Source organism: Serratia sp. LS-1 (assembly GCF_003719595.1).
GTDB classification, from domain to species: Bacteria; Pseudomonadota; Gammaproteobacteria; order Enterobacterales; family Enterobacteriaceae; genus Serratia; species Serratia ureilytica.
In genome coordinates this window covers 756,861-779,095 of record NZ_CP033504.1, presented here as the reverse complement: position 1 = coordinate 779,095, position 22,235 = coordinate 756,861, and the positions used below count along the sequence as shown (strand labels likewise).

Sequence of the window (22,235 nt, the reverse complement as noted above, 5' to 3'; positions counted from 1 at the left end):
TTGCGCCTGATGTTCGGTGAACGCTGCGCGTTACTCGCCGCGAACGCGCTGCGCCAACCCTTTGAGGAAGTAGCGCAGCATCTGATCGCCGCACGGGCGGTAATTCTTGGTGCCCTCTTTGCGGAACAGCGCGCTCAGCTCCGGCTTGGAGATGCGGAAGTCCACCGCGGTGAAGATCTGGTGCATGTCGGTATCTTTCAGCTCGAACGCCACGCGCAGCTTTTTCAGCACCAGGTTATTGGTGATCGGCAGTTCAACCGCCGGCGCCGGGAACTTGTCGTCCTTGCCGCGCTTGAAGAACACCAGGCCGTTGAGGAAGTGCGCCATCACTTCGTCCGGGCACTTCTCGTAGCCCGGCTCGCCTTCTTTGATCACGTAAGCGTCCATCGCCGACACCGCCATCTCGAAATCGTCCAGTTTGATAATCTCGACCATTTTGGCGTTGTTAATGCTCAGCATATAGCGCACGCTGCGCAGCACGTCGTTGTTCATCATGGGATTGCATTGCCTTTACTTGTCTAACGGGGACGTGCGCATTGTAAAAAAATGCCCCATACCCAAAATAGTTGGAGTTGCATCGCGGCGGCAAATTTGTAAGCCCCCGGAGCATAGTTAACTATGTGACCGGGGCGCGCAAATGCAGCCAACAAAGAGGCAGCTCCAAGTATGACGGGTATGGCCGCACACCTTGAATGTGCGGCAGTATAGGGATCGGCAAGGGGTTTCTCAATCGATTTGGCTTTTTTGCTGATACAGCGGGATATCTTCGCCGATGATGTACTTGTTGCGCAGCATCGACGAGACCTTGTCCATGATCATCACCACCACCACCAGGATCAGGGTGATGAACATCACTACGTCCCAGTTCCACAGCCGCATATTCTCCGCATACACCAGGCCGATGCCGCCGGCACCGACGAAGCCCAGCACCGCCGCTGAGCGGGTGTTGGACTCGATCTGGTACAGGCTGAGCGCCAGGAAGGTGGGGAACGACTGGGTGAAAATGCCGTAACGGTGCTTCTGCAACCCGTTGGCGCCCACCGCCGTCAGGCCGCGGCTGGGGGACTTGTCCACCGCCTCATGGCCTTCGGCGTACAGTTTACCCAGCAGCCCGACGTCCTGCATCACGATAGCCAGCACCCCGGCGAGCGGCCCCATGCCGACGGCGCGCACGAAGATCAGCCCCCAGATCGCCATGTCGATGCCGCGCAGCACGTCCAGCAAGCGGCGCACCAGCACCGAAATTGGCCGCAGCAGCGGCGTCGACATCACGTTGCGCGCGGCGAAGAACGACAGCGGCAGCGCGATCAGCGACGCGGTGATGGTGCCGGCGAACACGATGGCGATGGTGATGCCGATCTGCTGGAAGTAGTACATGAACGGCCAGTTGGCGAAGTCATGCCAGACGAACATGCGCAGGAAATAGCGCCCCAGCTGCTGGCAGCCGTTGATAAACTGCGGCCAGCTAATGCCGAAGACCAGGAAGAAGAACACGTAGTACAGCACGATCGCCAAGGCGATCAGGCCGACGGTGCGCAGGTAGCGCCCCTGCTGCGCGAAGATCGCCGGATGCTGCTGTTTCAACTGGCGCAGCGTTTCCGCCGATGCCGGAGTGCCCGCTGTCATTTTGCCCCCTCCACCACGCGCTTGCGCAGCTCGCCCGACACGTAGTCGAGCACGGAAACCACCACGATGATCAGCAGCAGCGTCATGCTGACCTGATCGTAACGGTCGAGTTTAATGTTGGTCATCAGCTCCTGGCCGATGCCGCCCGCCCCCACCAGCCCCAAAATGGTCGACTGACGGAAGTTGATCTCCAGCCGCATGAAGCTGTAGGAGAGAAACACCGGCTTCACCTGCGGCCACAGGCCGAAGCGCATGCGCTGCAGCGGCGTGGCGCCGCAGGCCGCCAGCCCGCGCACCGGTTTGTTGGAGGCGGTTTCGATCGATTCGTAGAACAGCTTGGTCAGGCTGCCGATGGTGTGCAGCGCCAGCGCCAGAAAGCCGGGAATGGCGCCGATGCCGAACGCCATCACGAACATCACCGCCCACGCCAGCTCCGGCATGGTGCGCAAGAACGCCACCAGCGTGCGGATCGCGAGCCGCACCGAGGCCGGAGTATAGGTATTGCCGGCCGCCAGAAATGCCAGCACGGTCGCCACCAGCACCGAGAAAATGGTCGCCGCCAGCGCCAGCTGCAGGGTCTCCCAGATCAGCGGCAGCTGAATGTTCAGGCGATAGCCCCAGTAGGCCAGCGAGCCTTCGGTACGCCCATCGGCGAACAGCAGGTGCCAGTGCAGCGTCGGCACGGTTTCGGCCAGGTAGTCGAAGAAGTGCGGAATAGACACCCAGACGGTGTGCAGGTTGAACTCGGCGAGGTTGCCGGCGCCCAGGTACAGCACCACCAGCCCGAGCGACCACAGCAGCGCTTCGCGCTTTTGCTTGCTGCGGATCCGTTGGTAATAGTGTGCGAAATCGGTATTCAAAAGAGGTCTTCCATCTTGATGGAACAAGGGGTTCAGCATGCTGAACCCCTTCATTCGGACGGCCGAGGCAGCCGGGAATTAACGGTCGCCTTTGGTCAGCTCGCGCTTCATATCGATGATGGTCTGGTATTCCGCCAGGGTGGTGTCGCCGATGTGCTGTTTGCCGCCCATCGCTTTGATAAAGCACGCGTGATCGTCTTTATCCAGCTTCTTGATGGCGGTGACCACTTTGGCCTTGAAGTCGGCCGGCAGCGAGTTGCTCACCAGGATCGGGCCGTTCGGGATCAGCGGCGACTGCCAGATGATGCGGATCTGTTTCATCAGGTCCGGATGATCCATGCGGATCATGCGGGTGAACGCGCCGCTGGTGTAGCCGGTGTTGTAGTCGCCGATCATCGACGCCCAGGTCACCGCGCCTTCGAACTGGCCGTTCAGCACGCCGAGGATGTCCTGTTCGTGGCCGCCGGAGAAGGTGACACTGGAGAAGGTGTTGTTGTATTTATTGTCGACCGTGCCGCCGAACAGTTTTTTAAACGCCTGGTTCGGGATCAGGAAGCCGGAGGTGGAATCCGGATCGGCGAAGCCGATGGCCTTGCCCTTCAGGTCTTCCAGTTTCTGGTACGGGCTGCCGGCCTTCACTACCACCACCGAGTGGTAGCCGCGCGACTGGTCGACGTCGTCAACCGCGATGCCGACGATGTCCACCGCTTTCGGATCCTTGATGTAAACCGAAGCGAACGACGACGGCGACATGCTGAGCACCAGGTCAATCTTGCCGCCCAGCAGGCCCTGGATCACGCCGGAATAGTCGGACGAATTGCGCAGCTTGGTATCGACGTTCAACTCTTTATCCAGGAACTGCTTCACGCACTGGTTATCGCCGATCTGCTGGGTGGCGTTCTGGCCGCCGAGAATGCCCAGGTTCAGCTCTTTCGGCGCATCCGCTGCGGCAGCATTAAATACCATCATCGCGCCGGCCATCAGGGTGGTCAGACTCAATACTTTTTTCATTAGGTGTGCCTTGTGTGTAAAGGGTAAAGGTCAAAAGTGCTTCAATGGATCTGATTGGCTTCCTCGCCATACAGCTGGTGCAGGATCCGTTCGTTCAGTTGCGAAGGATGCCCGTCAAACACGATCTTCCCGTGGGCAATGCCGATCACCCGCGAGCAATACTCTTTCACCAGTTCGACCGAGTGCAGGTTCACCATCACCGCGATGCCGTCTTCGCTGATTTTCTGCAGCGCGTCCATGATGCGGCGGGTGTTTTTCGGATCGAGCGACGCCACCGGCTCATCGGCCAGCAGGATTTGCGGGTTTTGCATCAGCGCGCGGCAGATGGCGACGCGCTGCATCTGGCCGCCGGAGAGGTGCTCGGCGCGCTGCAGCGCGTGCGGCAGCATGTTGAGCCACTGCAACAGCTCGATGGCGCGAGCGCGGTCGGCGTCATCGAACAGTTTGAAGAAGGATTTCAGGGTGGAGGTGTGGCTCAGGCGCCCCAGCAGTACGTTGGTCATCACGTCCAGCCGCGGCACCAGGCAGAAGTCCTGGAAGATCATGCCGCAGCGCGCGCGCCATTGGCGCATCTGGCGGCCGGCAAGCTGGGCGATATCCTGCGCCACGCCATCGTCTTCGAAGTGCAGCATCTCGCCGCAGCTGGAAGGAATGGTGCCGTTGAGGGTATGCAGCAGCGTGGACTTGCCTGCGCCGGAGCGGCCGATCACCGCCACGAATTCGCCGGCGTGCAGATCGAAATTGATGTCATCCAGCACGCGCTGCTGCGCTTTGTAGGCCTTGCCGAGCCCCTTTACCGATAACACTTTGCGGGATGCGGCGGCGTGCTGCCCTGGAAAGTCGTGCTGTGCCAATTTTAACAGTGCCTGAGCCATATGATTTCTCTGGTTTCAGTGGCTAATCATTATGGGCACCTATTAACGGATAAGTTTATGACAGTGGGATGATCGTTTTATGGCCGGGGCGTGACGCGTGCCGCCCCGGCGTTCGCCTCACGCCAGGGTGAAGAAGTCCAGCCCCAGCGCCGTCTTGACCTGTTGCAGCGTCTGTTGGCTGACCTGATGCGCGCGGCGGGTACCGTGCTGCAGGATGCGCGTCAGCTCGCCTTTATCGGCGATGAATTCGGCGCGGCGGGTGCGGATCGGCTCAAGCAGGCTCTGCAGGCAATCCTCCAGCAGCCGTTTGATTTTCACGTCCCCCAACCCGCCGCGCCGATAGTGCGCCTTCAGATCCGCCACCAGCGCGGCGTCTTCGCAGAAGGCGTCCAGGTAGGTGAACACCATGTTGCCCTCCACCCGGCCGGGATCGCTGACGTTGAGATGGCCGGGGTCGGTGAACATACTCATCACCGCCTTATGCACCTCGTCGGCGCCGGCGCCAAGCTGGATGGCGTTGCCGCGCGATTTCGACATCTTGCCCTGCCCGTCCAGCCCCGGCAGACGCCCGACGTTGCTCAACAGCGGCTGGCACTCCGTTAATATCGGTTGGCCGACGATGTGGTTGAAACGCCGCACGATCTCATTGGTTTGCTCCAGCATCGGCAGCTGATCCTCGCCGACCGGCACGTGGGTGGCGCCAAAGGCGGTGATGTCCGCCGCCTGGCTGACCGGATAAATCAAAAAACCGGCCGGCAGGCTGCGGGCGAAATCCTTCTCGGCGATTTCGTTTTTCACCGTCGGGTTGCGCTCCAGCCGCGCCACGCTGACCAGGTTGAGGTAGTACATCGTCAGCTCGGCCAACGCCGGCAGCGCCGACTGCAGGCAGATCGTGGTCTTATGCGGATCGATGCCCACCGCCAGATAGTCGGCCACGACGTTGAGCACGTTGGCGCTGATTTTTTGCGGGTTGTTGCCGTTGTCGGTCAGGCCCTGCAGATCCGCCACCATCACCGTTTGGTTATGCTGGTGCTGCAGTTCGACGCGCTGGCGCAGCGAGCCGACGAAGTGGCCTAAATGCAGTGGGCCGGTGGCGCGATCGCCGGTAAGAATGGTGTAGCTCATGACAGTGCTCCTGAAGGTCTGTAGACCGCCGGATCAACGCCACAAAAAATAATGCCGCCAAACCGGCGGCATTAAAAAGAGATGTGAATACTCGTGCCGCCTCAGAAGAGGCGCCACCATGACTGATTGTGGGTGGAGTGCATCGATATATTCATGCCATCAAGGTATACCCGCAGCGGCAGCGCGTCAATAGCCCGCCGCCGGCGCGTAAGACGGCGTTACACTCCGGCATTTGCGTTCCTGGCCTGGCGCGCTAGGGTAAAACCTTCAACCTGAAAAAGGAGCGCATGATGAAGATCGGATTTGCCGGACTGGGTGGGATGGGCAGCGCCATGGCGGCTAACCTGGTGAAGGCGGGATTTGCGTTGACGGTATGGAACCGTTCGCCGCAGGCGGCGCAGCCGCTGGTGAGTGCCGGCGCGCAGCAGGCCGAACGGCCGGAGCAGCTGGCCGATGCCGACGTGCTGATCACCATGCTGGCCGACGATGCCGCCACGCAACAGGTGGTGGTGGACAGCGGATTGCTGCAGCGGATGAAACCGGGCGCGCTGCATATCAACATGGCAACCATCTCGGTCGAACTCGCCCAGCGTTTGACGGCACTGCATGCGGAACACGGCATCGGCTATCTCGCCGCGCCGGTGCTGGGACGGGTCGACGTGGCCGCCGCCGGCAAGCTGAATATTCTGGCGGCCGGCGATAGCGAGCTACTGAAGCAAGCGCAGCCGCTGTTCGATGCCCTCGGCCAGAAAACCTGGCACTTCGGCGCCGATCCGGCGCAGGCCAACGTGGTCAAAATCGCCACCAACTTTACCCTGGCCAGCGCCATTGAAGCGATGGCGGAAGGCAGCGCGCTGGTGCGCAACTACGGCGTTTCCGGCGCCGACTACCTGCAGATGCTGAGCGGTACCGTCTTCGCCGCCCCGGCCTATCAGGGCTATGGCGCGCTGATCGCCGCCGAGAAGTATTCACCCGCCGGATTCCGCTTGGCGCTGGGGCTGAAGGACGTCGGGCTGGCGCTGGCCGCCGGCGCCGACAGCCATACGCCGATGCCGTTCGCCGGGGTGCTGAAAGACAATTTCCTCGACGCGATGGCGCAGGGGGATGCGGATCTGGACTGGGCGGCGCTGGCCAAGGTAGCGGCGCGACGAGCGGGCCTGAAATAACGAACGGGGGCGTTGGCCCCCGTTTTCCGTACTCAGAACACGATGTCCGCCGCGGGCACGGCGCGGATCGGCACGCCGAAGCTGTCGATATTCGACAACGTCTCGTTATGGTGGGTACGGATCAGCAAACCATCGGCATAGGATTTGTCGTGGCAGGTATGCGCATCCGCCGCCAACGTCACCGGATAACCGTGCGCCGCCGCGCTGCGCACCGTGGTATCGATGCAAAACGGCGTGGAGTAGCCGCAAACCACCAACTGCGATACGCCGTTGGCGATCAGTAACGCGCCGAGCGAAGTGCGCAGGAACGAGTCCGGCGTGGTTTTATCCACCCGATGGTCGCCCGGCGCCACCTTCAGCGCCGCGAGCACTTGCCAGGCGGCGCTGCCGTGCGGCAGTTCGTCGTCCGGCGTATGGTGCTGAATCACGATCACCGGCACACCCGCCCGGCGGGCGCGCTCGCTCAGTTGGTTGATGCGCGCAACGGTGCCCGCGGCATCCGCCGGCGGCGGCGTAAACAACCCTTCCTGCACATCGATAATCAACAGCGCGCTGGTCATGGCGGCTCCCGAAGAGAAGACAAGACAAGTCGCGTCAGCACACCGGCTGGCGCGGGCGGAAAATATGGTCGACGCCCTGCTCGCGCAGCCTGTGCACCAGATCGTGCCCGCCGTTCGGCGTGGCGTGCGCCAGCTGGCGCTCGGCGGTAAACACCGGGCTGGCCCAGAACAGGTTCACCGGGTCGCCATACTGCTGAGGCAACGTCAGGTGCGCGTGATGCGGGTAGAAGGACGACGATAAAATATAGCCTTCATAGCCCAACGGCGCCACGTCGGACTCCAGCGTATGCCCTTCGCCGATCCAGGTCAGCCGCGCCCAAGGGGCGTGAGCGAAACCGGCCAGCGCGCTGGCCATCTGCACCGCGTTGTCTTCGGTCATGTATTGGCTGTCGATGGCGATCGCCATCTCCATGCGGCGATAGCGCGAAGCCTCATCGTTGAACAGGATCTCCACCCACGGCATCGGCCGAATGCTGACGCCCATGGTGAGGAAGTAATAGATGCCGTCGCGCTCGTGCTGAGTGATGGCCATCGGCGGCCACTTGCCCTGATCGATGGCGTAGTATTTTACCGAAGGGCCGAAATGCTGCTCATAGCGCGCCTGAAAATCGCGCTGCATCTTCGGCCACGGATTGCCCTCTTCACGCTGCCAGCTGCGCCAAAACTGGCGGGTGCTTTCCGCCTGCGCATATTGCGTGTTGGTCGAGGCCGAACCGAGCGGATAGGCCAACGGGCTCTCCTTGATGCAGCTGGCCGAATAGCACACCGAATGGTCGATATACAGGCTCCAGCCGGGGATCACCGCCAGCAGTTGGCCGTAATACCACAGGGCCGCGCCGTCGTCGCTTTCGCTCCACACCACCATCAGCCCTTCCGGGTTCAGCGGCGCTTCCCCTTCCAGGTTGCGGCAAAATTCCGCCGCCAGCATCGGCGGTTGCCCCTGCTCCAGCGCGGCGCGATCTTCCTGCAACGGCGCGGCGGCCAGATTGCGCAGCCAGCAGGCGCGCACCTGATAGCGATCGCTGTAGGCTTCGGCGGGATAGATGTAAAAATAGGCTGCCCTGCTCCCTTGCTGAACCACCGCGACCAGCGTCTGGTTCTCATTGCTGACTTCAGCAAGTACGTATGACTCGTTCATATCACCTCAATAGGGTCAGGGCGCGGCAGAATCGGCTGCGCGCAAAAAATGGAATGTGGCTTTGCCCTCAAGTGTAAAACGCATTACTGGCCGGATCACCCGTAAAAGTCTCAAAAACGGCCGTAAACGAAGATAAACAAAGGTTAATTATAGCGGCTGCGGCTCATGACGCCTGAGTGATGCGCCGCACCGCGCGCTGATAGGAACCGTTGCGCATCGACGCGCCCAGCACTTTGCCGAGGCCTGCAGCCCCCGTTCGCACCAGCCGCCGCCGCAACGCGCCCGGATGAAAGCCGAACTGCCGCTGCGCCCAATCGGGCAACAGATCGATGCCCGCCTGCATCACCACCCCGCCGAGCGGGCGCGCCAACGCGCTCAGCGCCGGCGCCTTCAGCAGAATGCGCGCCACCTCTTGGGTGCGTTCGTCACAGACCAGCTGCGGCCGCATCGCCTGCAGATAGTCGTCTACTTCCGCGCAGGACTGAGGGATAGCGGTCGCCCCCAGCGCGGCGGCCACGCGCGCCGCTTCGCGATAGTATTGATCCTGCAAATCGCGGGAAAGATGCGGGTTGCGGTAGCGCAGGTGGCTGGCCAGAAAACGGCTGCTCTCCGCCACGTGCACCCAGGTCAGCAGCGCCGGATCGCTGGCGGCATAGGGCGTGCCGTCGCTGCCGACGCCGGTCACCCGCAGGTGGATGGCTTTGACTTTGGCGATCAGCCGCTCCGCCTCGGCGGTCGGGCCGAAGGTGGTGACCGACACGAACTGGCTGGTGCGGCGCAGGCGGCCAATCATATCGTCGCGGAAGTTGGAGTGATCCCATACGCCGGCCAGCGCCAACGGGTGCAGCATTTGCAACAGCAAGGCGCTGACGCCGCCGCACAGCATCGGGGTGAAATCGCGGTGTACCTGCCAGATGACAGACTGCGGGCCGAACAGCCCCGGATCGCCGGGCGGATTCTCAAAATCGACGCCGCCGAGCGCCAACCCGGTCAGGCTGAGCACCTGTTTTTCTATCGCTGCGCGTACCGCTTCCATCCTGCCGCCCTCTTGCTCATTCAGCGGCCAGTGTATCACGCGGCGAGCGCCTCATTGCGCCCTGCGGCGGTTGAAAGCTTTAACTTACTGAATTACAGTTGTTATACCGCTTGCAACCAGGCGGGCCTATTCGATCCACTGCAGAGGCGCTTTGCAGGGCGTTAACCCACGTTAATTCGGCACTAACCCCACAAAACCTCTATCTAGTTTCTTTTCCTTCAACTTAGATAGCAGAGAGTTCGATGATTACCATCAGAGCACGCGCGGCGGAAGACAACGCGCAATTGGCAGATATCTGGCTGCGTTCGGTGCGCGCCACTCACCACTTTTTAACCGAAGACAACATCGCACAGCTGTTCCCGCTGGTGCTGAACGACTACCTGCCGGCGGTCAACGTTTGGGTGGCCGAAGAGCAGCCGGGGCATCCCTGCGGCTTTATCGGTCTGAACGGCAACAAGGTGGAGATGCTGTTTATCGATGCCGATCAGCGCGGCAAAGGCGTGGGCAAAGCGCTGCTGACCCACGCGGAAACGCTGCACGATGAGCTGCAGCTGGACGTGAACGAGCAAAATCCGCAGGCCAGCGGCTTCTACCGCCACTACGGTTTTGTCATCACCGGCCGCTCACCGCTCGACGGCCAGGGCAACCCGTTCCCGCTGCTGCACATGAAGCTGGAAAAACGCTAGTCCGCCCCCGCCGGCCGCCCTGCGGCCGGTTTTCTCCCCCTTCTCTCGCCCGCCGCCTAATATATCAAATCAGAATAAGTAATAGATTTTACATTCTTCCTGTCACTATCAACCCTCGGTAGGATTGCCCGGTATTCACCCGCAACAGAGGTTCCGTCCGTCACTTCCCGCCGGGTTGTGCCCCGCCGAAAAGCCGAACGATCCTTGTCCGGCGCGACGCGCCCCGGACGGAATGCTGTGATGTATCAATAAGGATCCGCTTCGCTATGATCGTTCTTTCGAACGTTTGCAAAACTTTTGACAGCGCACAGGGCCGCGTCGTGGCGGTTGACGACGTCAGCCTGGCGATAGAAGCCGGGCAAATTTACGGCATCATCGGCTACAGCGGCGCCGGCAAAAGCACGCTGATCCGCCTGCTCAACGGCTTGGAAAAGCCCACCAGCGGCCGCATTGACGTGGGCGGATTCGATATCGCCCGCGCCAAAGGCAGCCACCTGCGCCAGGCGCGGCTGAAAATCAGCATGGTGTTCCAACACTTCAACCTGCTGTGGTCGCGCACCGTCAGCCAAAACATCGCTTTTTCCATGCAGATAGCCGGCGTCCCCAAGGCGCAGATTGCCCCGCGCGTGGCGGAACTGATCGCGCTGGTTGGCCTGCAGGGGCGCGAAAACGCCTACCCGTCGCAGCTCAGCGGCGGCCAGAAACAGCGCGTCGGTATCGCCCGCGCGCTGGCCAATAACCCGAGCGTGCTGCTGTGCGACGAGGCCACCTCGGCGCTCGATCCGCAAACCACCGACGCCATTCTCGACCTGCTGCTGGCCATCAATCGCCAGCTGAAATTGACCATCGTGCTGATCACCCACGAAATGCACGTGGTGCGCAAAATCTGCCACCGCGTGGCGGTAATGGAAAACGGCCGCATCGTCGAAGAGGGGCCGGTGCTCGAGGTGTTCACCCGGCCACAGCAGCCGATCACCCGGCAGTTCGTCAAACAGGTGTCGCAGTATGCGGACACGGCTGAGAGCTTCAACCCGCAGCTCACCGCCCACCTGCCGGGGGCGATCTTCAAGCTGACCTTCGTCGGCGAACAAACTCATCAGGCGGTAATCGCCGAGGTGATTCGGCGCTACCCACTCACCGTCAACATTCTGCACGGCAAGATCAGCCACACCCTCAACGGTTCGTTCGGCGAACTGTACATCCACGCCGAAGGCAACGAACAACACGTCGCCGACATGCTCAGCCTGCTGAACGAAAGAGACATCGCCGTCGAGGTTATCCAACATGATTGAATCCCTGTTCCCCCACCTGCGTCTGGACCAACTGTGGGACGCCACCTGGGAAACGCTGTACATGACCGGCATCGCCGGTTTGGCCACGCTGGTGCTGGGCATCGTGCTCGGCGTGCTGCTGTTTTTAACCTCGAAGGGGCAGTTGCTGCAAAACCGCACGGTCTACACCCTGATCTCCGTGCTGGTCAACGTCTTCCGTTCCATTCCGTTCATCATTCTGATCGTGCTGCTGATCCCGTTCACCAAGTCGCTGATCGGCACCATTCTCGGTGCGGACGCCGCCCTGCCGGCGCTGATCGTCGGCGCTGCGCCGTTCTACGCCCGGCTGGTGGAGATCGCGCTGCGCGAGGTCGACAAAGGGGTAATCGAAGCGGCGCGCTCGATGGGCGCCAAAAACCGCACCCTGATTTTCCGCGTCTTGCTGCCGGAGAGCTCGCCGGCGCTGGTTTCCGGCATCACCGTTACCCTGATCGCGCTGGTGAGCTACACCGCGATGGCCGGGGTGATCGGCGCCGGCGGCCTGGGCAACCTGGCCTATCTGGAAGGCTTCCAACGCAACCACAGTGACGTGACGCTGGTGGCGACGCTGACGATCCTGCTGATCGTTTTCGTCATTCAGTTCATTGGCGACACCCTGACAAGAACGCTCGATAAACGTTAATTAACCAAGGAAAACGATGATGAAAAAGCACCTACTGATGTTGGCTTTCGCCTCTGTCGCCACCCTCGCCTCTTACGGCGCCGCCGCGGCGACCAAGCTGGTGGTTGGCGCCTCCAACGTGCCGCACGCCGAGATCCTCGAACAGGCCAAACCGATACTGGCGAAGGAAGGCATCGATCTGCAGATCAAGCGCTTCCAGGACTACATCCTGCCGAACACCGCGCTGGCCAGCCACGACATCGACGCCAACTACTTCCAGCACGTGCCTTACCTGAACTCGGTGCTGAAAGACCACGCCGACGACAAGAGCTACGACTTCGTCAGCGCCGGCGCGATCCATATTGAGCCTATCGGCATCTACTCGAAGAAGTACAAGAGCCTGAAAGATCTGCCGGAAAACGGCAAAATCATCATGCGCGACGCGGTGGCGGAAGAAGGCCGCATTCTGTCAATCTTTGAACGGGAAGGCGTGATCAAGCTGAAGCCAGGGGTGAGCAAGGTGGATGCACGCATCGCCGACGTGGTGGAAAACCCGAAACACCTGAAGTTCCAGGCTAACGTTGAAGGCGCGCTGCTGCCGCAGATGTACAACAACAACGAAGGTGACGCCGTGGTGATCAACGCCAACTACGCCATCGACGCCGGGCTGAATCCGACCAAGGATCCGATCGCGGTCGAAAGCGGCGAAAACAACCCGTACGCCAACATCATCACCGTGCACAAAGCCGACGTGAACAAGCCGGAGATCGTGGCGCTGGTGAAAGTGCTGCACTCCAAGCCGATTCAAGACTTTATCCGCGAGAAATACCAGGGCGCGGTGATCCCGGTCAACCAGTGACGCTGTATACGGCCCGGTAAAAACCGTAATGCTGGTCAGTTAGCGTTTTTATGCAGGCGTTCGTGAAATTTTCGGTCGATAAAAGTGAGATGCCCCATGTGGCTCCCACACCTCGACCGAGCCAGGGGCCGAAGGCGCGGCCCCTGGCAACCCGCGCCTTTGCCCTGTCAGACGGTTGGCTTTGCCAACTCCCCTCCCTCCGCCATAGCGCATTGAGGCCGGTTGCGACAGGCGTCCCTGCCTGTCTCACCTGAAACCGCCGTCCATGGCGGTTTCGCCTAATGCGCTACGTCTGCGTTCGGCGTCTTCAAGGGCGCCCAACACCGTGCTCATCTCCAACTTCTCTACCACAACCTCATAAGCGACAGATTTCCCGGTAGCTGCCAGCTCAGGTGTTGACCTTGGGCGCGCATCACCGGCTGCCGAGCAAGACGGCGTTGTCAGGGGCAACCGGCCAGGGAAGGCCGGTTGAGGCGAGACTAACAGGGACGTTTGTCGCAGCCGACCCGCCAGACAATGCAGGCGCGGCGAGGGTATCCGCATAGCGGACAGACGGTGTTAAGCAAAGGCGCGGGTGGAGGGGCCGCGCCATCGGCCCCTCCAATTGCCGTTCATGTTGGCCATAGAGAAATGCAGGACATTTACGGCAATTCCCCTGCACAGAACGCCCAGAAGCTGGATAAAAAAATGCCACTCAGGATTAACTGATCAGCATTGCGGTAAAAACCGGGCCTGTTTCTACACCTTATTGCCAATCTGGCTGAGCCGCGGCCACACCAGCATCAGCGCCTCCAGCAACCGCAACAGATCGTCCCGGCTTGCCCCTTCTCGCGCCTGCACCGACATGCCTTCAATGGTGCAAATCACGTATTTCGCCAGCAGCGCGGTATCGGTTTTCGCCAGCAGCTCGCCCTGTTGCACCTTGCGATCGAAGCAGGCCTTCAGCGCCGCTTCCTGCGCATGATGCTTTTTGCGCAGCATCTGGGCGACGTCGTCGGAAGCGGACGACAGCGCAGCGGAGGCGCACACCATAAAGCAGCCGGAGGGGGTATCGGGATCGGTGAAGACCTGAACCGAAGAACGCACGTAAGCCTCGACGATCTCGGCCACCGGCACATCCTGTTCCAACAGCTGGTTGGTGCAGGTGGTGTATTTTTGCAGATAGCGCTCCACCGCCGCGCGGAACATCCCTTCTTTGTTGCCGAACTCGGCATATAGCGTCGGCGCCTTGGCGCCGGTCACTTCCACCAGATCGGCCAGCGAGGTGGCTTCATACCCGTGCCGCCAGAACAGATCGAGTGCGCTTTCCAACGCCCGGTCGCGATCAAATTGTTTGGGTCTGCCACGGCTTTTCTTGCCGCAGACCGCTTCATTGATGCTCATCGTTCCTCTCCTATCCCGCTCCACAGCAGGCTTAGCACAAATAACTTAACGATCATTATAAAAAAATATTGCGCCCTCGTCGAGAACCGATTAGCATTTAGTTATCGATCGTTAATAAAAATTAGCGAACCGGATTAAAACCCTCTATAGACCGTTATCGAAAAGGAATTAACATCATGAAAAGCTTAAAACTAACCTTAGCCGCCCTCACTCTGGCCAGCGTTTCCTTCGGCAGCTTCGCCGCCGATTTGGTCACTAGCCAACCGGCCGACCAGCAAAAAGTGGGCGTCATCACCGTCAGCGGCGCGTCCGATTTGACCTCGCTGGAAAACAGCCTGGCCGCCAAAGCCGATCAGGCCGGCGCCAAATCCTTCCGCATCACCAGCGCCGGCGGCAACAACCAGCTGCATGGCACTGCAGAAATCTATCAATAACAAAGCATTAAGCCTGTGGACTGCATATCCTTATTGCTCACAGCGCCAGGGCGTAAAAAAAATTAATTAACGAGCATTAAAAAAATACTTGCAATCCGTCAAACCGGCATCTAACATTAAATTATCGATCGTTAATTAATTTAACGACCTTACAAAACAAACATCGTAAAGAACACTGATAGGAAATAAGACCATGAAAAACCTGAAAATGACCATCGCAGCCATCGCACTGGCTTCCGCCTCCTTCGGCAGCTTCGCCGCTGAACTGGTGAACGCGCAACCCGCCGACCTGCAAAAAGCCGGCGTCGTTACCGTCAGCGGCGCGTCCGACCTGAGCAGCCTGGAAAACAAACTGGCGGCCAAAGCCGACGCGGCGGGCGCCAAATCCTTCCAGATCATCGCCACTACCGGTGACAACAAACTGCACGGCACCGCGATCATCTACAATTAATGGCCGGATCGGCAATCGTGCAAAAGGGCGGCTCAGGCCGCCTTTTGTTTGCTTTAACGCCAACGTTCTGTTGTAAGCTGTAGCGACCTCTTCCCGCTGAGCCGAGCAACGCCATGACTCCCCTGCTGTTTCACAAATATCACGGTCTGGGCAACGACTACCTGGTATGCCACCGTTCGGTCGCCGATCGCCTGAGCCAGGAACAAATCCGCCTGCTGTGCCACCCGCATTACGGCATCGGTTCCGACGGCCTGCTGATCGACAGCGGCGACGCCGTCAATCCCACCCTGCGCATCATCAACCCGGACGGCTCCGAAGCGGAGAAAAGCGGCAACGGCTTGCGTATCTACGCGCGGTATCTGTTCGACAGCAAGCGCGTGGCGCATCAGCCGTTTCTGGTGCACACCGCCGGCGGCGACGTGCGTTGCCAGGTGGCGGAAGACGCGCATCAGATAACCGTGGAGATGGGGCGCGCCAATTTCAGCCCGGCGGCGCTGCCGGCCTTGATCGATCTGCCGGAGGCGCTGAACTATCCGCTGCCCCTGAAGGAGGAGACGTTAAGTGTTTCGCTGGTGTCGATGGGCAACCCGCACTGCGTGGTGCCGGTGGAAAAACTGGATCTGGCGCAGGTGCATCGGCTCGGACCGCAGATTGAGCGCCATCCGCTGTTCCCGAAACGCACCAATGTACAACTGGTGGAAGTGGTCGATCGCCAGACGCTGCGCATCGGCATCTGGGAGCGCGGCGCCGGCTTTACCCTCGCCTCCGGCAGCAGCAGCTGCGCCGCCGCCAGCGTGATGCGCAAGTTGGGACGAGTCGGCGATCGGGTTAGTGTGCGGATGCCGGGCGGCGAACTGCAGATCGCCTTCAGCGGCGATTTTCAGGTCAGCATGCGCGGACCGGTGCATAAAATCGCCACCCTGACGCTGGACGAAGACTGCTTTGCCGGCGGCGCGGGGCTGTTTACGGGATCCACCCCAGCAGCCTGAACCACAGATAGTCCAACGGCACCAGCAGCGCAAAGCTGAGCGCGGCCAACAGCAGGCACAGCTTTAGCCCTTCGCGCGCCGGCACTTTGCCCATCCCCATCGCCACCACGATCGGCGAGGCCTGATACGGCAACAGCGGCGTGGCGTAACCGATCACCTGGGTCATCAGCACCGTCAGCAGCGGCAAGCCGCTGCCTGCGGACAACGCCTGCGCCAGCGGGGTAAACAGCGCCGGCACGCCGTTGGCGGTCACCACGAAATTCAACAGCGCGGTGATCCCCACCAGTGAACCGAATGCGGTAAACGGCTTGCCGTGCAGATCCGGCATCATCGCCAGCAGCGCGCCGCCCAACCGATCGCCGAGCCCCGAGTGGCTGACCAATGCGGTCAGCCCCAGGATCCCCGCCACGTAAATACAGGTGCGCACGTTGACCCCGGCGGCGAACTGCTCGCCGTTGAGAAAACCGATGCGCGGCAACAGGCAGAAGCAGGCCGCCGCCAACCCTATCCAGGCCGGGGCGATGCCGTGCCAGCTGTCGGTCATCCACAGCAGCACCGTAATGCCCAACAGCGCGATCAGCCGCCACTCGGCGGCGCTGAGCGGCGTTTGCCCCGCCTCGGCCGCCACCGGCTGCGACCGGGCACGGAACAGGACGCAGATGCACAGCGTCAGCAGCGCGCCTTTGGCCAACCCGAGCACCGGAGCGTGCAACAGCAGATAAGAGAGATAAGCGAAGTGGCTGCCGTAGGCGCTTTCCGCCGCACCGCTCATCACCAGGTTAGGCACGTTGGCCGGCAGGATGCTGGCGGAAAGCTGGAAGGTGCCGAACCCCACCGCCAGCGCCAAACCAATGCGGCCGCGCGAGCCTTCCGCCAGGCCGGCGCGCTCGGCCAACGCCATGACGATCGGCATCAGCAGCGTAATCCGCCCCATGTTGGAGGGCATGACAAACGCTAACGCGTAGCTTATCGCCACCACGCCGCCCACCAGGCGCGGCCAGGAACCGGCCAGATGCGGCAAGAGTCGGTTGGCCAGGCGATCCGCCAAGCCGGTGCTGCGGATGGCGGTGCCCAACACGAAACCGCTGAGCACCAGCCAGAATGCGGAAGACGCGAAACCGGAAAAGGTCACCGCGGCGGGCGCCAGCTGCAATACCATCACCGCCGCAAAGAACAGCAACGCGACCAAATACTCCGGCAAACGGGCGCTGGCCCATAGCGCGATGACCACCAGCGTGACCAGCGCAGACAGCGCCATGGGATCCCCCAACATAATTCTCCTCCCTGATAAAACGTTGTGATTGTTATCAAACGGTTAACAGGGTGACACAAGGCGCGGGCGTTAACCTTGAAACCGCTCACATATCGTCGTTCTGCAGATTTTTCAGCATGCACACATTGCAGCCGTGGTGGCCGGTATTGCCGCGCCGTTCCGTCAGCAGCGTGAAACCCAGCGCGTAATACAACCCGATCGCCTCTTTCAATTGTTCGGTGGTTTCCAGATAGCAATAGCGATACCCTGCCGCCCGGGCCGCCTTCAGCGCCTGCACCACCATATAGCGCGCCATGCCCAACCCGCGCGCGCCGGGTTTGAAGAACAGTTTTTGCAGTTCGCAATAGCCGGGCTCTTCGCCGGCCAGCGGCGCCATGCCGACGCCCCCCACCACCTGCCCGTCCCGCTCCAGCACCCAGTAGCGGCCGCTGTTGTCGCGATACAGGCCGGTCAGCCGATCGAGATCGGGATCGTGCAGGCTGACGCCTTCCATCTTGTCCATGCCGTACTCGCGAAACACCTCGCGAATGATCGCCGCCATCGCCGCATCGTCGCGCGCGGCGATCGGCCGCACCCGCAGGTTGGCGTCGCGCTGTTTGCGCGCGCTGCGCAGCGCCGCGGTCATCTTTTTCATCGCCGCAGTGGTGCTCGCCAGCTCATCGTCGTCCAACTGCGCCAGCGCCGCCTGCATAAAGCCGTCAGCGTCGCTCTCGATGCCGGCCAGCGCCTTGCCGCCCTGTTTACTCAGCCGATGCAGGTTGTGCCGCCTGTCATCCGGATGATCCACCGTTTCTATCACGCCGGCGGCCACCAGGCTGCGCAGCGCCCGGCTGGCGCTGGCCTTGTCGATGCACAGCCGGGCCGCCAGCTCGGTGACGCCCAGCGGCTGCTCGCTGACTTCGATCATCAGATGGATCTGCAGCGGCGAAAAGCGCGAGCCGTTGCTCTGCTTGTTCAACATGCCGAATTCTCTGACCAAATTGCGCGCCAATGCTCTGAAATCCCTGATGTTCACAATTGATATCCCCAATTAGCTACCGATAAAAAATGAGATTTAGTTGATAGTGTTACCTAATTCTCACTACCTTAACGGATCATCAAACCGCCATGAACCCCGGTATAACAGAGGAGCTGATGCAAAACGTTACATTACCCAATACAGTAAACTGATTAATTCAAAAAAATCAGAATAAAAATTCATTAATTTAATGTTGATAAAACAATAAACCAGTTAAAAAACATACAATCGTGAAAAAATCTGCGGATAAGAGAAAAAATCGATATCAATCCATTGCATTACAATAGGTTACAACAATGTTAATAGCGGCATTAATGCCGATATCTTGTTGTAATTTGTTACATATTCATGGCAGGATCGCGGCGCTTCCATAACAGCGACAACGCTCGTTATGGAAACATCGGGCGCGGGTTGCTCCCGCGCCGTTTTATGCTCATGGAGAGATCGCATGCCAATGAAAAAATCACTCGCCGTCTGTTCCGTCGCCCTTTCCGTCACTTTGCTGGCGGGCTGCGCGACCGAATCCTCCCGCTCTTTGGAAGTGCCGAAAGTGGCTTCCTACAACACCACTTATCAGGGCCCACGCAGCCCTATCGCCGTCGGTAAATTCGACAACCGCTCCAGCTACATGAATGGCATCTTCTCCGATGGCGTCGATCGGCTGGGCAATCAGTCCAAGACTATCCTGATCACGCATTTGCAGCAGACTGGCCGTTTCAACGTGCTGGATCGCGCCAACATGGAAGAGTTGAAAACTGAAGCCGGCATTAAAGGGAAAGCACAAACGCTGAAAGGCGCCAACTATGTGATTACCGGCGATGTCACTGAATTCGGCCGCAAAGAAGTCGGCGATCATCAGCTGTGGGGCATTTTGGGCCGTGGTAAATCACAGGTCGCTTACGCCAAAGTTAATCTGAACGTCGTGAACGTACAGACCTCAGAAGTCGTCTATTCCTCTCAGGGCGCCGGTGAATACGAACTGTCCAATCGCGAAATCATCGGTTTCGGGGGCACCGCCAGCTACGACTCCACCCTTAACGGCAAGGTGCTGGATCTGGCCGTGCGTGAAGCCGTCAATAACCTGGTTACCGGTCTCGAAAACGGCGCATGGCGCCCTGCTAACTAACGGACTAGAAGCAGAAAGATGATAACTAAAAAAATGGGCGGGGCGCTGTTTGCAGCGACCCTGTTGGCCGGCTGCGCCGCGCCGAAAACGCTTTACAATTGGGATGGCTACCAAACTTCTCTTTATCAATACTACCAGCAGGATGGGCAAAGCCCTGAGCAGCAGATCGCTACGCTGAAAGAGATCGTCGAGAAATCCCGCGCCAAGGATAAAGCCGTACCGCCGGGGCTGCATGCGCAACTGGGGCTGCTGTACAGCAAAACCGGCAACGACGGACAAGCCATGAGTGAATTCAACACGGAAAAAGCGCTGTTCCCGGAATCGGCATCGTTTATGAATTTCCTGATGGCCAAGGATAAGGGGAGCTTTAAATGAAGCGTGTACTCACTTTCCTCAGCGTTACCGCCATCCTGTTGCTGAGCGGCTGTGCTAAGCAAACGCCTTATGACTATGCGGCATTCCATGAGAGCAAGCCGAAGTCGATCCTGGTCTTGCCGCCGGTTAATCAGTCGCCGGATGTCAAAGCCAGCCACAGCGTGCTCGCCAGTGCAACCTTACCGCTGGCCGAGGCCGGTTACTATGTGTTGCCGGTCGCTGTAGTGGAGGAAACCTTCCTGCAAAACGGTCTAACCAACGCCAACGACATCCGCGCCGTCAGTCCGAAAAAACTGCACCAGATTTTCGGCGCCGACACCGTGCTGTACCTGGAGGTCACGCAATACGGTACCAGCTACATGGTGATCAGCAGCGAAACTCGCGTTACCGTAGCCGCTCGCCTGGTTGACCTGCGCAACGGCAAACAGCTGTGGGCCGGCACCGCCACCGCATCCAGCAACGAAGGCAACAACAATTCAGGTGGCCTGCTGGGCATGGTGATCAGCGCCGCGATTTCACAAATCGCGGATACCATCAGCGACAAAGGGTTCGACATTGGTGCCATCGCCAACACTCGCCTCCTGTCGGCAACAGGTCAGAACGGCGCCATTCTTTATGGCCCGCGCTCACCTCATTACGCCAGCCAGCGTTAAGCAGTCTCTCGGGCGGCCTTCTCGGGCCGCCTATGCCAAACTTGTCCCTTTTGCCAAAAGTAGCCCATGCTTTAACTGCTCCTTTCCTTCTGGCTAACCGGGACGCTGGCTCATGACGAAAAAAACCACCCTGCTGCAATTCTTCCACTGGTACTACCCCGACGGCGGCAAACTGTGGCAGGAGGCCGCCGAACGCGCCCCGCACCTCGCCGAACTGGGCATTACCGATCTGTGGCTGCCGCCCGCCTACAAAGGCGCTTCCGGCGGTTACTCCGTCGGTTACGACACCTACGATCTGTTCGATCTGGGCGAGTTTGACCAGAAAGGCAGCGTGGCCACCAAATACGGCGACAAGGCGGCGCTCGAACACGCCGCCACTGCGCTGCGCGAACACGGCGTGGGGGTGCTCTACGACGTGGTGTTCAACCACAAGCTCGGCGCGGACGAGAAAGAACGGGTGCACGTGTTCAAGGTGGACGCCAACAACCGCAACGACATTGACGACCAGGGCTTCGACGCGCTGGCCTATACCCGCTTTACCTTCCCCGGCCGCCAGGGCGCGCATTCCGAGTTTATCTGGGATTACAAATGCTTCAGCGGCGTCGATTACGTTGAGCAGCCGGACGATAAAGGGGTGTTTAAAATCGCCAACGACTACGGCGACGACGGCTGGAACGATCAGGTCGACGACGAGAAAGGCAACTACGACTACCTGATGGGCGCCGACGTGGAGTTCCGCAATACCGCCGTGACGGAGGAGCTCAAATACTGGGCGCGCTGGCTGCTGGACACGCTGCCGTGCGACGGCTTCCGCCTCGACGCCGCCAAACACATTCCCGCCTGGTTCTTCAAAGAGTGGGCGGATCACGTGCGCGACAGCGCGCAGCGCGATCTGTTTATCGTCGCCGAATACTGGTCGCACGATCTCAGCGCGCTGCAACAATACATCGAGTTGGTGGACGGCAAAGTGATGCTGTTCGACGTGGCGCTGCACCTGAAGTTTCATCAGGCGTCAAAACAGGGCGACGGCTTCGACATGGCGCAGATCTTCACCGATACCCTGACCGCCGCCGATCCGGCCCACGCGGTGACGCTGGTCGCCAACCACGATACCCAGCCGCTGCAATCGCTGGAGGCGCCGGTGGAACCCTGGTTCAAACCGCTGGCCTACGCGCTGATCCTGCTGCGCGAACAGGGCGTGCCCTGCGTGTTTTACCCCGACCTTTATGGCGCCAGTTACCGCGATAAAGGGCGTGACGGCGGCGAGTACCAGATTGACATGCCGGCGATCCCGGAGCTGGAGAAGCTGATTGCCGCCCGCCAGCGCTTCGCCAACGGCCCGCAAACCGACTACTTCGACGACAGCCACTGCGTGGCCTTCAGCCGCGCCGGCACCGCCGACGCCCCCGGCTGCGTGGTGGTGTTGACCAACGGCGGCGAAAGCGGCAAGACGGTCGCGCTCGGCGCCGATCTGGCGCGCACCGCCTGGCGCGATTTCCTCGGTAACCGCCAGGAGGAAATCACCACCGACGACCAGGGCAGCGCCCATTTCCCGGTCAACGCCGGCAGCGTCAGCGTCTGGGTGCCGACAGGCAGCCTGTGAACGCCCGCCGCCGCGCAATGATGCCGCGGCGGCAAAACTAATGTTTGCCTTTCGGG

General features: G+C 60.3%; 24 protein-coding genes. 12 read left to right on the top strand and 12 right to left on the bottom strand.

Annotation, left to right across the window (positions count from 1 at the left end; all coding sequences use genetic code 11):
- Window positions 1-30: 30 nt before the first annotated feature.
- The 6 genes from EDY99_RS03835 to trpS form a co-directional block, all read right to left on the bottom strand.
- Window positions 31-495, bottom strand: coding sequence for a DUF1456 family protein (locus EDY99_RS03835; protein ID WP_089196763.1), 465 nt, complete (start codon window positions 493-495; stop codon window positions 31-33).
- 231 nt (window positions 496-726) lie between these two features.
- A complete protein-coding gene (gene phnE, locus EDY99_RS03830; RefSeq protein ID WP_033642327.1) occupies window positions 727-1,626 on the bottom strand; it encodes a phosphonate ABC transporter, permease protein PhnE in 900 nt (299 codons plus the stop codon).
- On the bottom strand, window positions 1,623-2,486 hold the full coding sequence (gene phnE / locus EDY99_RS03825) for a phosphonate ABC transporter, permease protein PhnE (RefSeq protein WP_021503954.1): 864 nt from the start codon (window positions 2,484-2,486) through the stop codon (window positions 1,623-1,625). The genes phnE (EDY99_RS03830) and phnE (EDY99_RS03825) overlap by 4 nt, the downstream gene beginning before the upstream one ends.
- A 78-nt stretch (window positions 2,487-2,564) precedes the next feature.
- On the bottom strand, window positions 2,565-3,497 hold the full coding sequence (phnD, locus tag EDY99_RS03820; protein WP_004939482.1) for a phosphonate ABC transporter substrate-binding protein: 933 nt from the start codon (window positions 3,495-3,497) through the stop codon (window positions 2,565-2,567).
- A 41-nt stretch (window positions 3,498-3,538) separates the two neighbouring features.
- Window positions 3,539-4,372: a phosphonate ABC transporter ATP-binding protein gene (gene phnC / locus EDY99_RS03815; RefSeq protein WP_019454697.1), complete on the bottom strand. Its 834-nt coding sequence runs from the start codon at window positions 4,370-4,372 to the stop codon at window positions 3,539-3,541.
- A gap of 117 nt (window positions 4,373-4,489) precedes the next feature.
- Window positions 4,490-5,497: a tryptophan--tRNA ligase gene (gene trpS / locus EDY99_RS03810; RefSeq protein WP_046686640.1), complete on the bottom strand. Its 1,008-nt coding sequence runs from the start codon at window positions 5,495-5,497 to the stop codon at window positions 4,490-4,492.
- A gap of 290 nt (window positions 5,498-5,787) precedes the next feature.
- Between trpS and EDY99_RS03805 the strand changes: the two genes are divergently transcribed.
- A complete protein-coding gene (locus EDY99_RS03805; protein WP_033642322.1) occupies window positions 5,788-6,663 on the top strand; it encodes an NAD(P)-dependent oxidoreductase in 876 nt (291 codons plus the stop codon).
- 32 nt (window positions 6,664-6,695) lie between these two features.
- On the opposite strand, the gene EDY99_RS03800 is transcribed toward EDY99_RS03805, so the two are convergent.
- The 3 genes from EDY99_RS03800 to EDY99_RS03790 form a co-directional block, all read right to left on the bottom strand.
- A complete protein-coding gene (locus EDY99_RS03800; RefSeq protein ID WP_042783932.1) occupies window positions 6,696-7,223 on the bottom strand; it encodes a cysteine hydrolase family protein in 528 nt (175 codons plus the stop codon).
- Window positions 7,224-7,257: 34 nt separating this feature from the next.
- Entirely contained in the window at window positions 7,258-8,361 is a 1,104-nt protein-coding gene (locus EDY99_RS03795) for a suppressor of fused domain protein (protein WP_033652667.1), read from the bottom strand.
- A 163-nt stretch (window positions 8,362-8,524) separates the two neighbouring features.
- Entirely contained in the window at window positions 8,525-9,397 is an 873-nt protein-coding gene (locus tag EDY99_RS03790) for an oxygenase MpaB family protein (RefSeq protein ID WP_123061473.1), read from the bottom strand.
- A gap of 242 nt (window positions 9,398-9,639) precedes the next feature.
- On the opposite strand from EDY99_RS03790, the gene EDY99_RS03785 reads away from it, so the two are divergent.
- The 4 genes from EDY99_RS03785 to EDY99_RS03770 all read left to right on the top strand — a co-directional run bounded on the left by EDY99_RS03785 (window position 9,640) and on the right by EDY99_RS03770 (window position 12,874).
- On the top strand, window positions 9,640-10,083 hold the full coding sequence (locus EDY99_RS03785) for an acetyltransferase (RefSeq protein ID WP_033642318.1): 444 nt from the start codon (window positions 9,640-9,642) through the stop codon (window positions 10,081-10,083).
- A 266-nt stretch (window positions 10,084-10,349) separates the two neighbouring features.
- Window positions 10,350-11,375: a methionine ABC transporter ATP-binding protein gene (locus EDY99_RS03780; protein WP_033642317.1), complete on the top strand. Its 1,026-nt coding sequence runs from the start codon at window positions 10,350-10,352 to the stop codon at window positions 11,373-11,375.
- Complete coding sequence (locus EDY99_RS03775) at window positions 11,368-12,036, top strand: methionine ABC transporter permease (RefSeq protein ID WP_033642316.1); 669 nt, start codon at window positions 11,368-11,370, stop codon at window positions 12,034-12,036. Before EDY99_RS03780 ends, EDY99_RS03775 begins: the two co-directional genes overlap by 8 nt.
- A 19-nt stretch (window positions 12,037-12,055) precedes the next feature.
- On the top strand, window positions 12,056-12,874 hold the full coding sequence (locus EDY99_RS03770) for a MetQ/NlpA family ABC transporter substrate-binding protein (protein ID WP_033652662.1): 819 nt from the start codon (window positions 12,056-12,058) through the stop codon (window positions 12,872-12,874).
- 738 nt (window positions 12,875-13,612) lie between these two features.
- Here the strand turns inward: EDY99_RS03770 and EDY99_RS03765 are convergent.
- Window positions 13,613-14,257: a TetR/AcrR family transcriptional regulator gene (locus EDY99_RS03765; protein ID WP_033642313.1), complete on the bottom strand. Its 645-nt coding sequence runs from the start codon at window positions 14,255-14,257 to the stop codon at window positions 13,613-13,615.
- A gap of 176 nt (window positions 14,258-14,433) precedes the next feature.
- On the opposite strand from EDY99_RS03765, the gene EDY99_RS03760 reads away from it, so the two are divergent.
- From EDY99_RS03760 to dapF, 3 genes are all read left to right on the top strand, one after another.
- Window positions 14,434-14,691 (top strand): DUF1471 domain-containing protein, encoded by a 258-nt coding sequence (locus EDY99_RS03760; RefSeq protein WP_033642312.1) that lies wholly within the window; start codon window positions 14,434-14,436, stop codon window positions 14,689-14,691.
- Between the two features lie 193 nt (window positions 14,692-14,884).
- The gene (locus EDY99_RS03755; RefSeq protein WP_042783929.1) at window positions 14,885-15,142 is read left to right on the top strand and encodes a YdgH/BhsA/McbA-like domain containing protein; all 258 of its coding nucleotides are present in this window, start codon (window positions 14,885-14,887) and stop codon (window positions 15,140-15,142) included.
- 113 nt (window positions 15,143-15,255) lie between these two features.
- Window positions 15,256-16,131 carry a diaminopimelate epimerase gene (gene dapF / locus EDY99_RS03750; RefSeq protein ID WP_069100137.1) on the top strand — a complete coding sequence of 292 codons (876 nt, stop codon included), beginning with the start codon at window positions 15,256-15,258 and terminating at the stop codon, window positions 16,129-16,131.
- On the opposite strand, the gene EDY99_RS03745 is transcribed toward dapF, so the two are convergent.
- Together EDY99_RS03745 and EDY99_RS03740 are read right to left on the bottom strand one after the other, a co-directional pair.
- Complete coding sequence (locus EDY99_RS03745) at window positions 16,106-17,404, bottom strand: SLC13 family permease (protein ID WP_123061472.1); 1,299 nt, start codon at window positions 17,402-17,404, stop codon at window positions 16,106-16,108. The genes dapF and EDY99_RS03745 overlap by 26 nt on opposite strands.
- Before the next feature lie 85 nt (window positions 17,405-17,489).
- A complete protein-coding gene (locus EDY99_RS03740; RefSeq protein WP_123061471.1) occupies window positions 17,490-18,395 on the bottom strand; it encodes a helix-turn-helix domain-containing GNAT family N-acetyltransferase in 906 nt (301 codons plus the stop codon).
- Window positions 18,396-18,876: 481 nt separating this feature from the next.
- Between EDY99_RS03740 and EDY99_RS03735 the strand changes: the two genes are divergently transcribed.
- The 4 genes from EDY99_RS03735 (at window position 18,877) to amyA (ending at window position 22,179) form a co-directional block, all read left to right on the top strand.
- Window positions 18,877-19,548 (top strand): CsgG/HfaB family protein, encoded by a 672-nt coding sequence (locus EDY99_RS03735; RefSeq protein ID WP_033642307.1) that lies wholly within the window; start codon window positions 18,877-18,879, stop codon window positions 19,546-19,548.
- Between the two features lie 18 nt (window positions 19,549-19,566).
- Window positions 19,567-19,923, top strand: a complete 357-nt coding sequence (locus tag EDY99_RS03730; RefSeq protein ID WP_046686634.1) for a DUF4810 domain-containing protein — start codon at window positions 19,567-19,569, stop codon at window positions 19,921-19,923.
- A complete protein-coding gene (locus tag EDY99_RS03725) occupies window positions 19,920-20,576 on the top strand; it encodes a DUF799 domain-containing protein (RefSeq protein WP_103101869.1) in 657 nt (218 codons plus the stop codon). Before EDY99_RS03730 ends, EDY99_RS03725 begins: the two co-directional genes overlap by 4 nt.
- Window positions 20,577-20,688: 112 nt before the next feature.
- On the top strand, window positions 20,689-22,179 hold the full coding sequence (gene amyA, locus EDY99_RS03720) for an alpha-amylase (RefSeq protein WP_033642305.1): 1,491 nt from the start codon (window positions 20,689-20,691) through the stop codon (window positions 22,177-22,179).
- Window positions 22,180-22,235 lie beyond the last annotated feature (56 nt).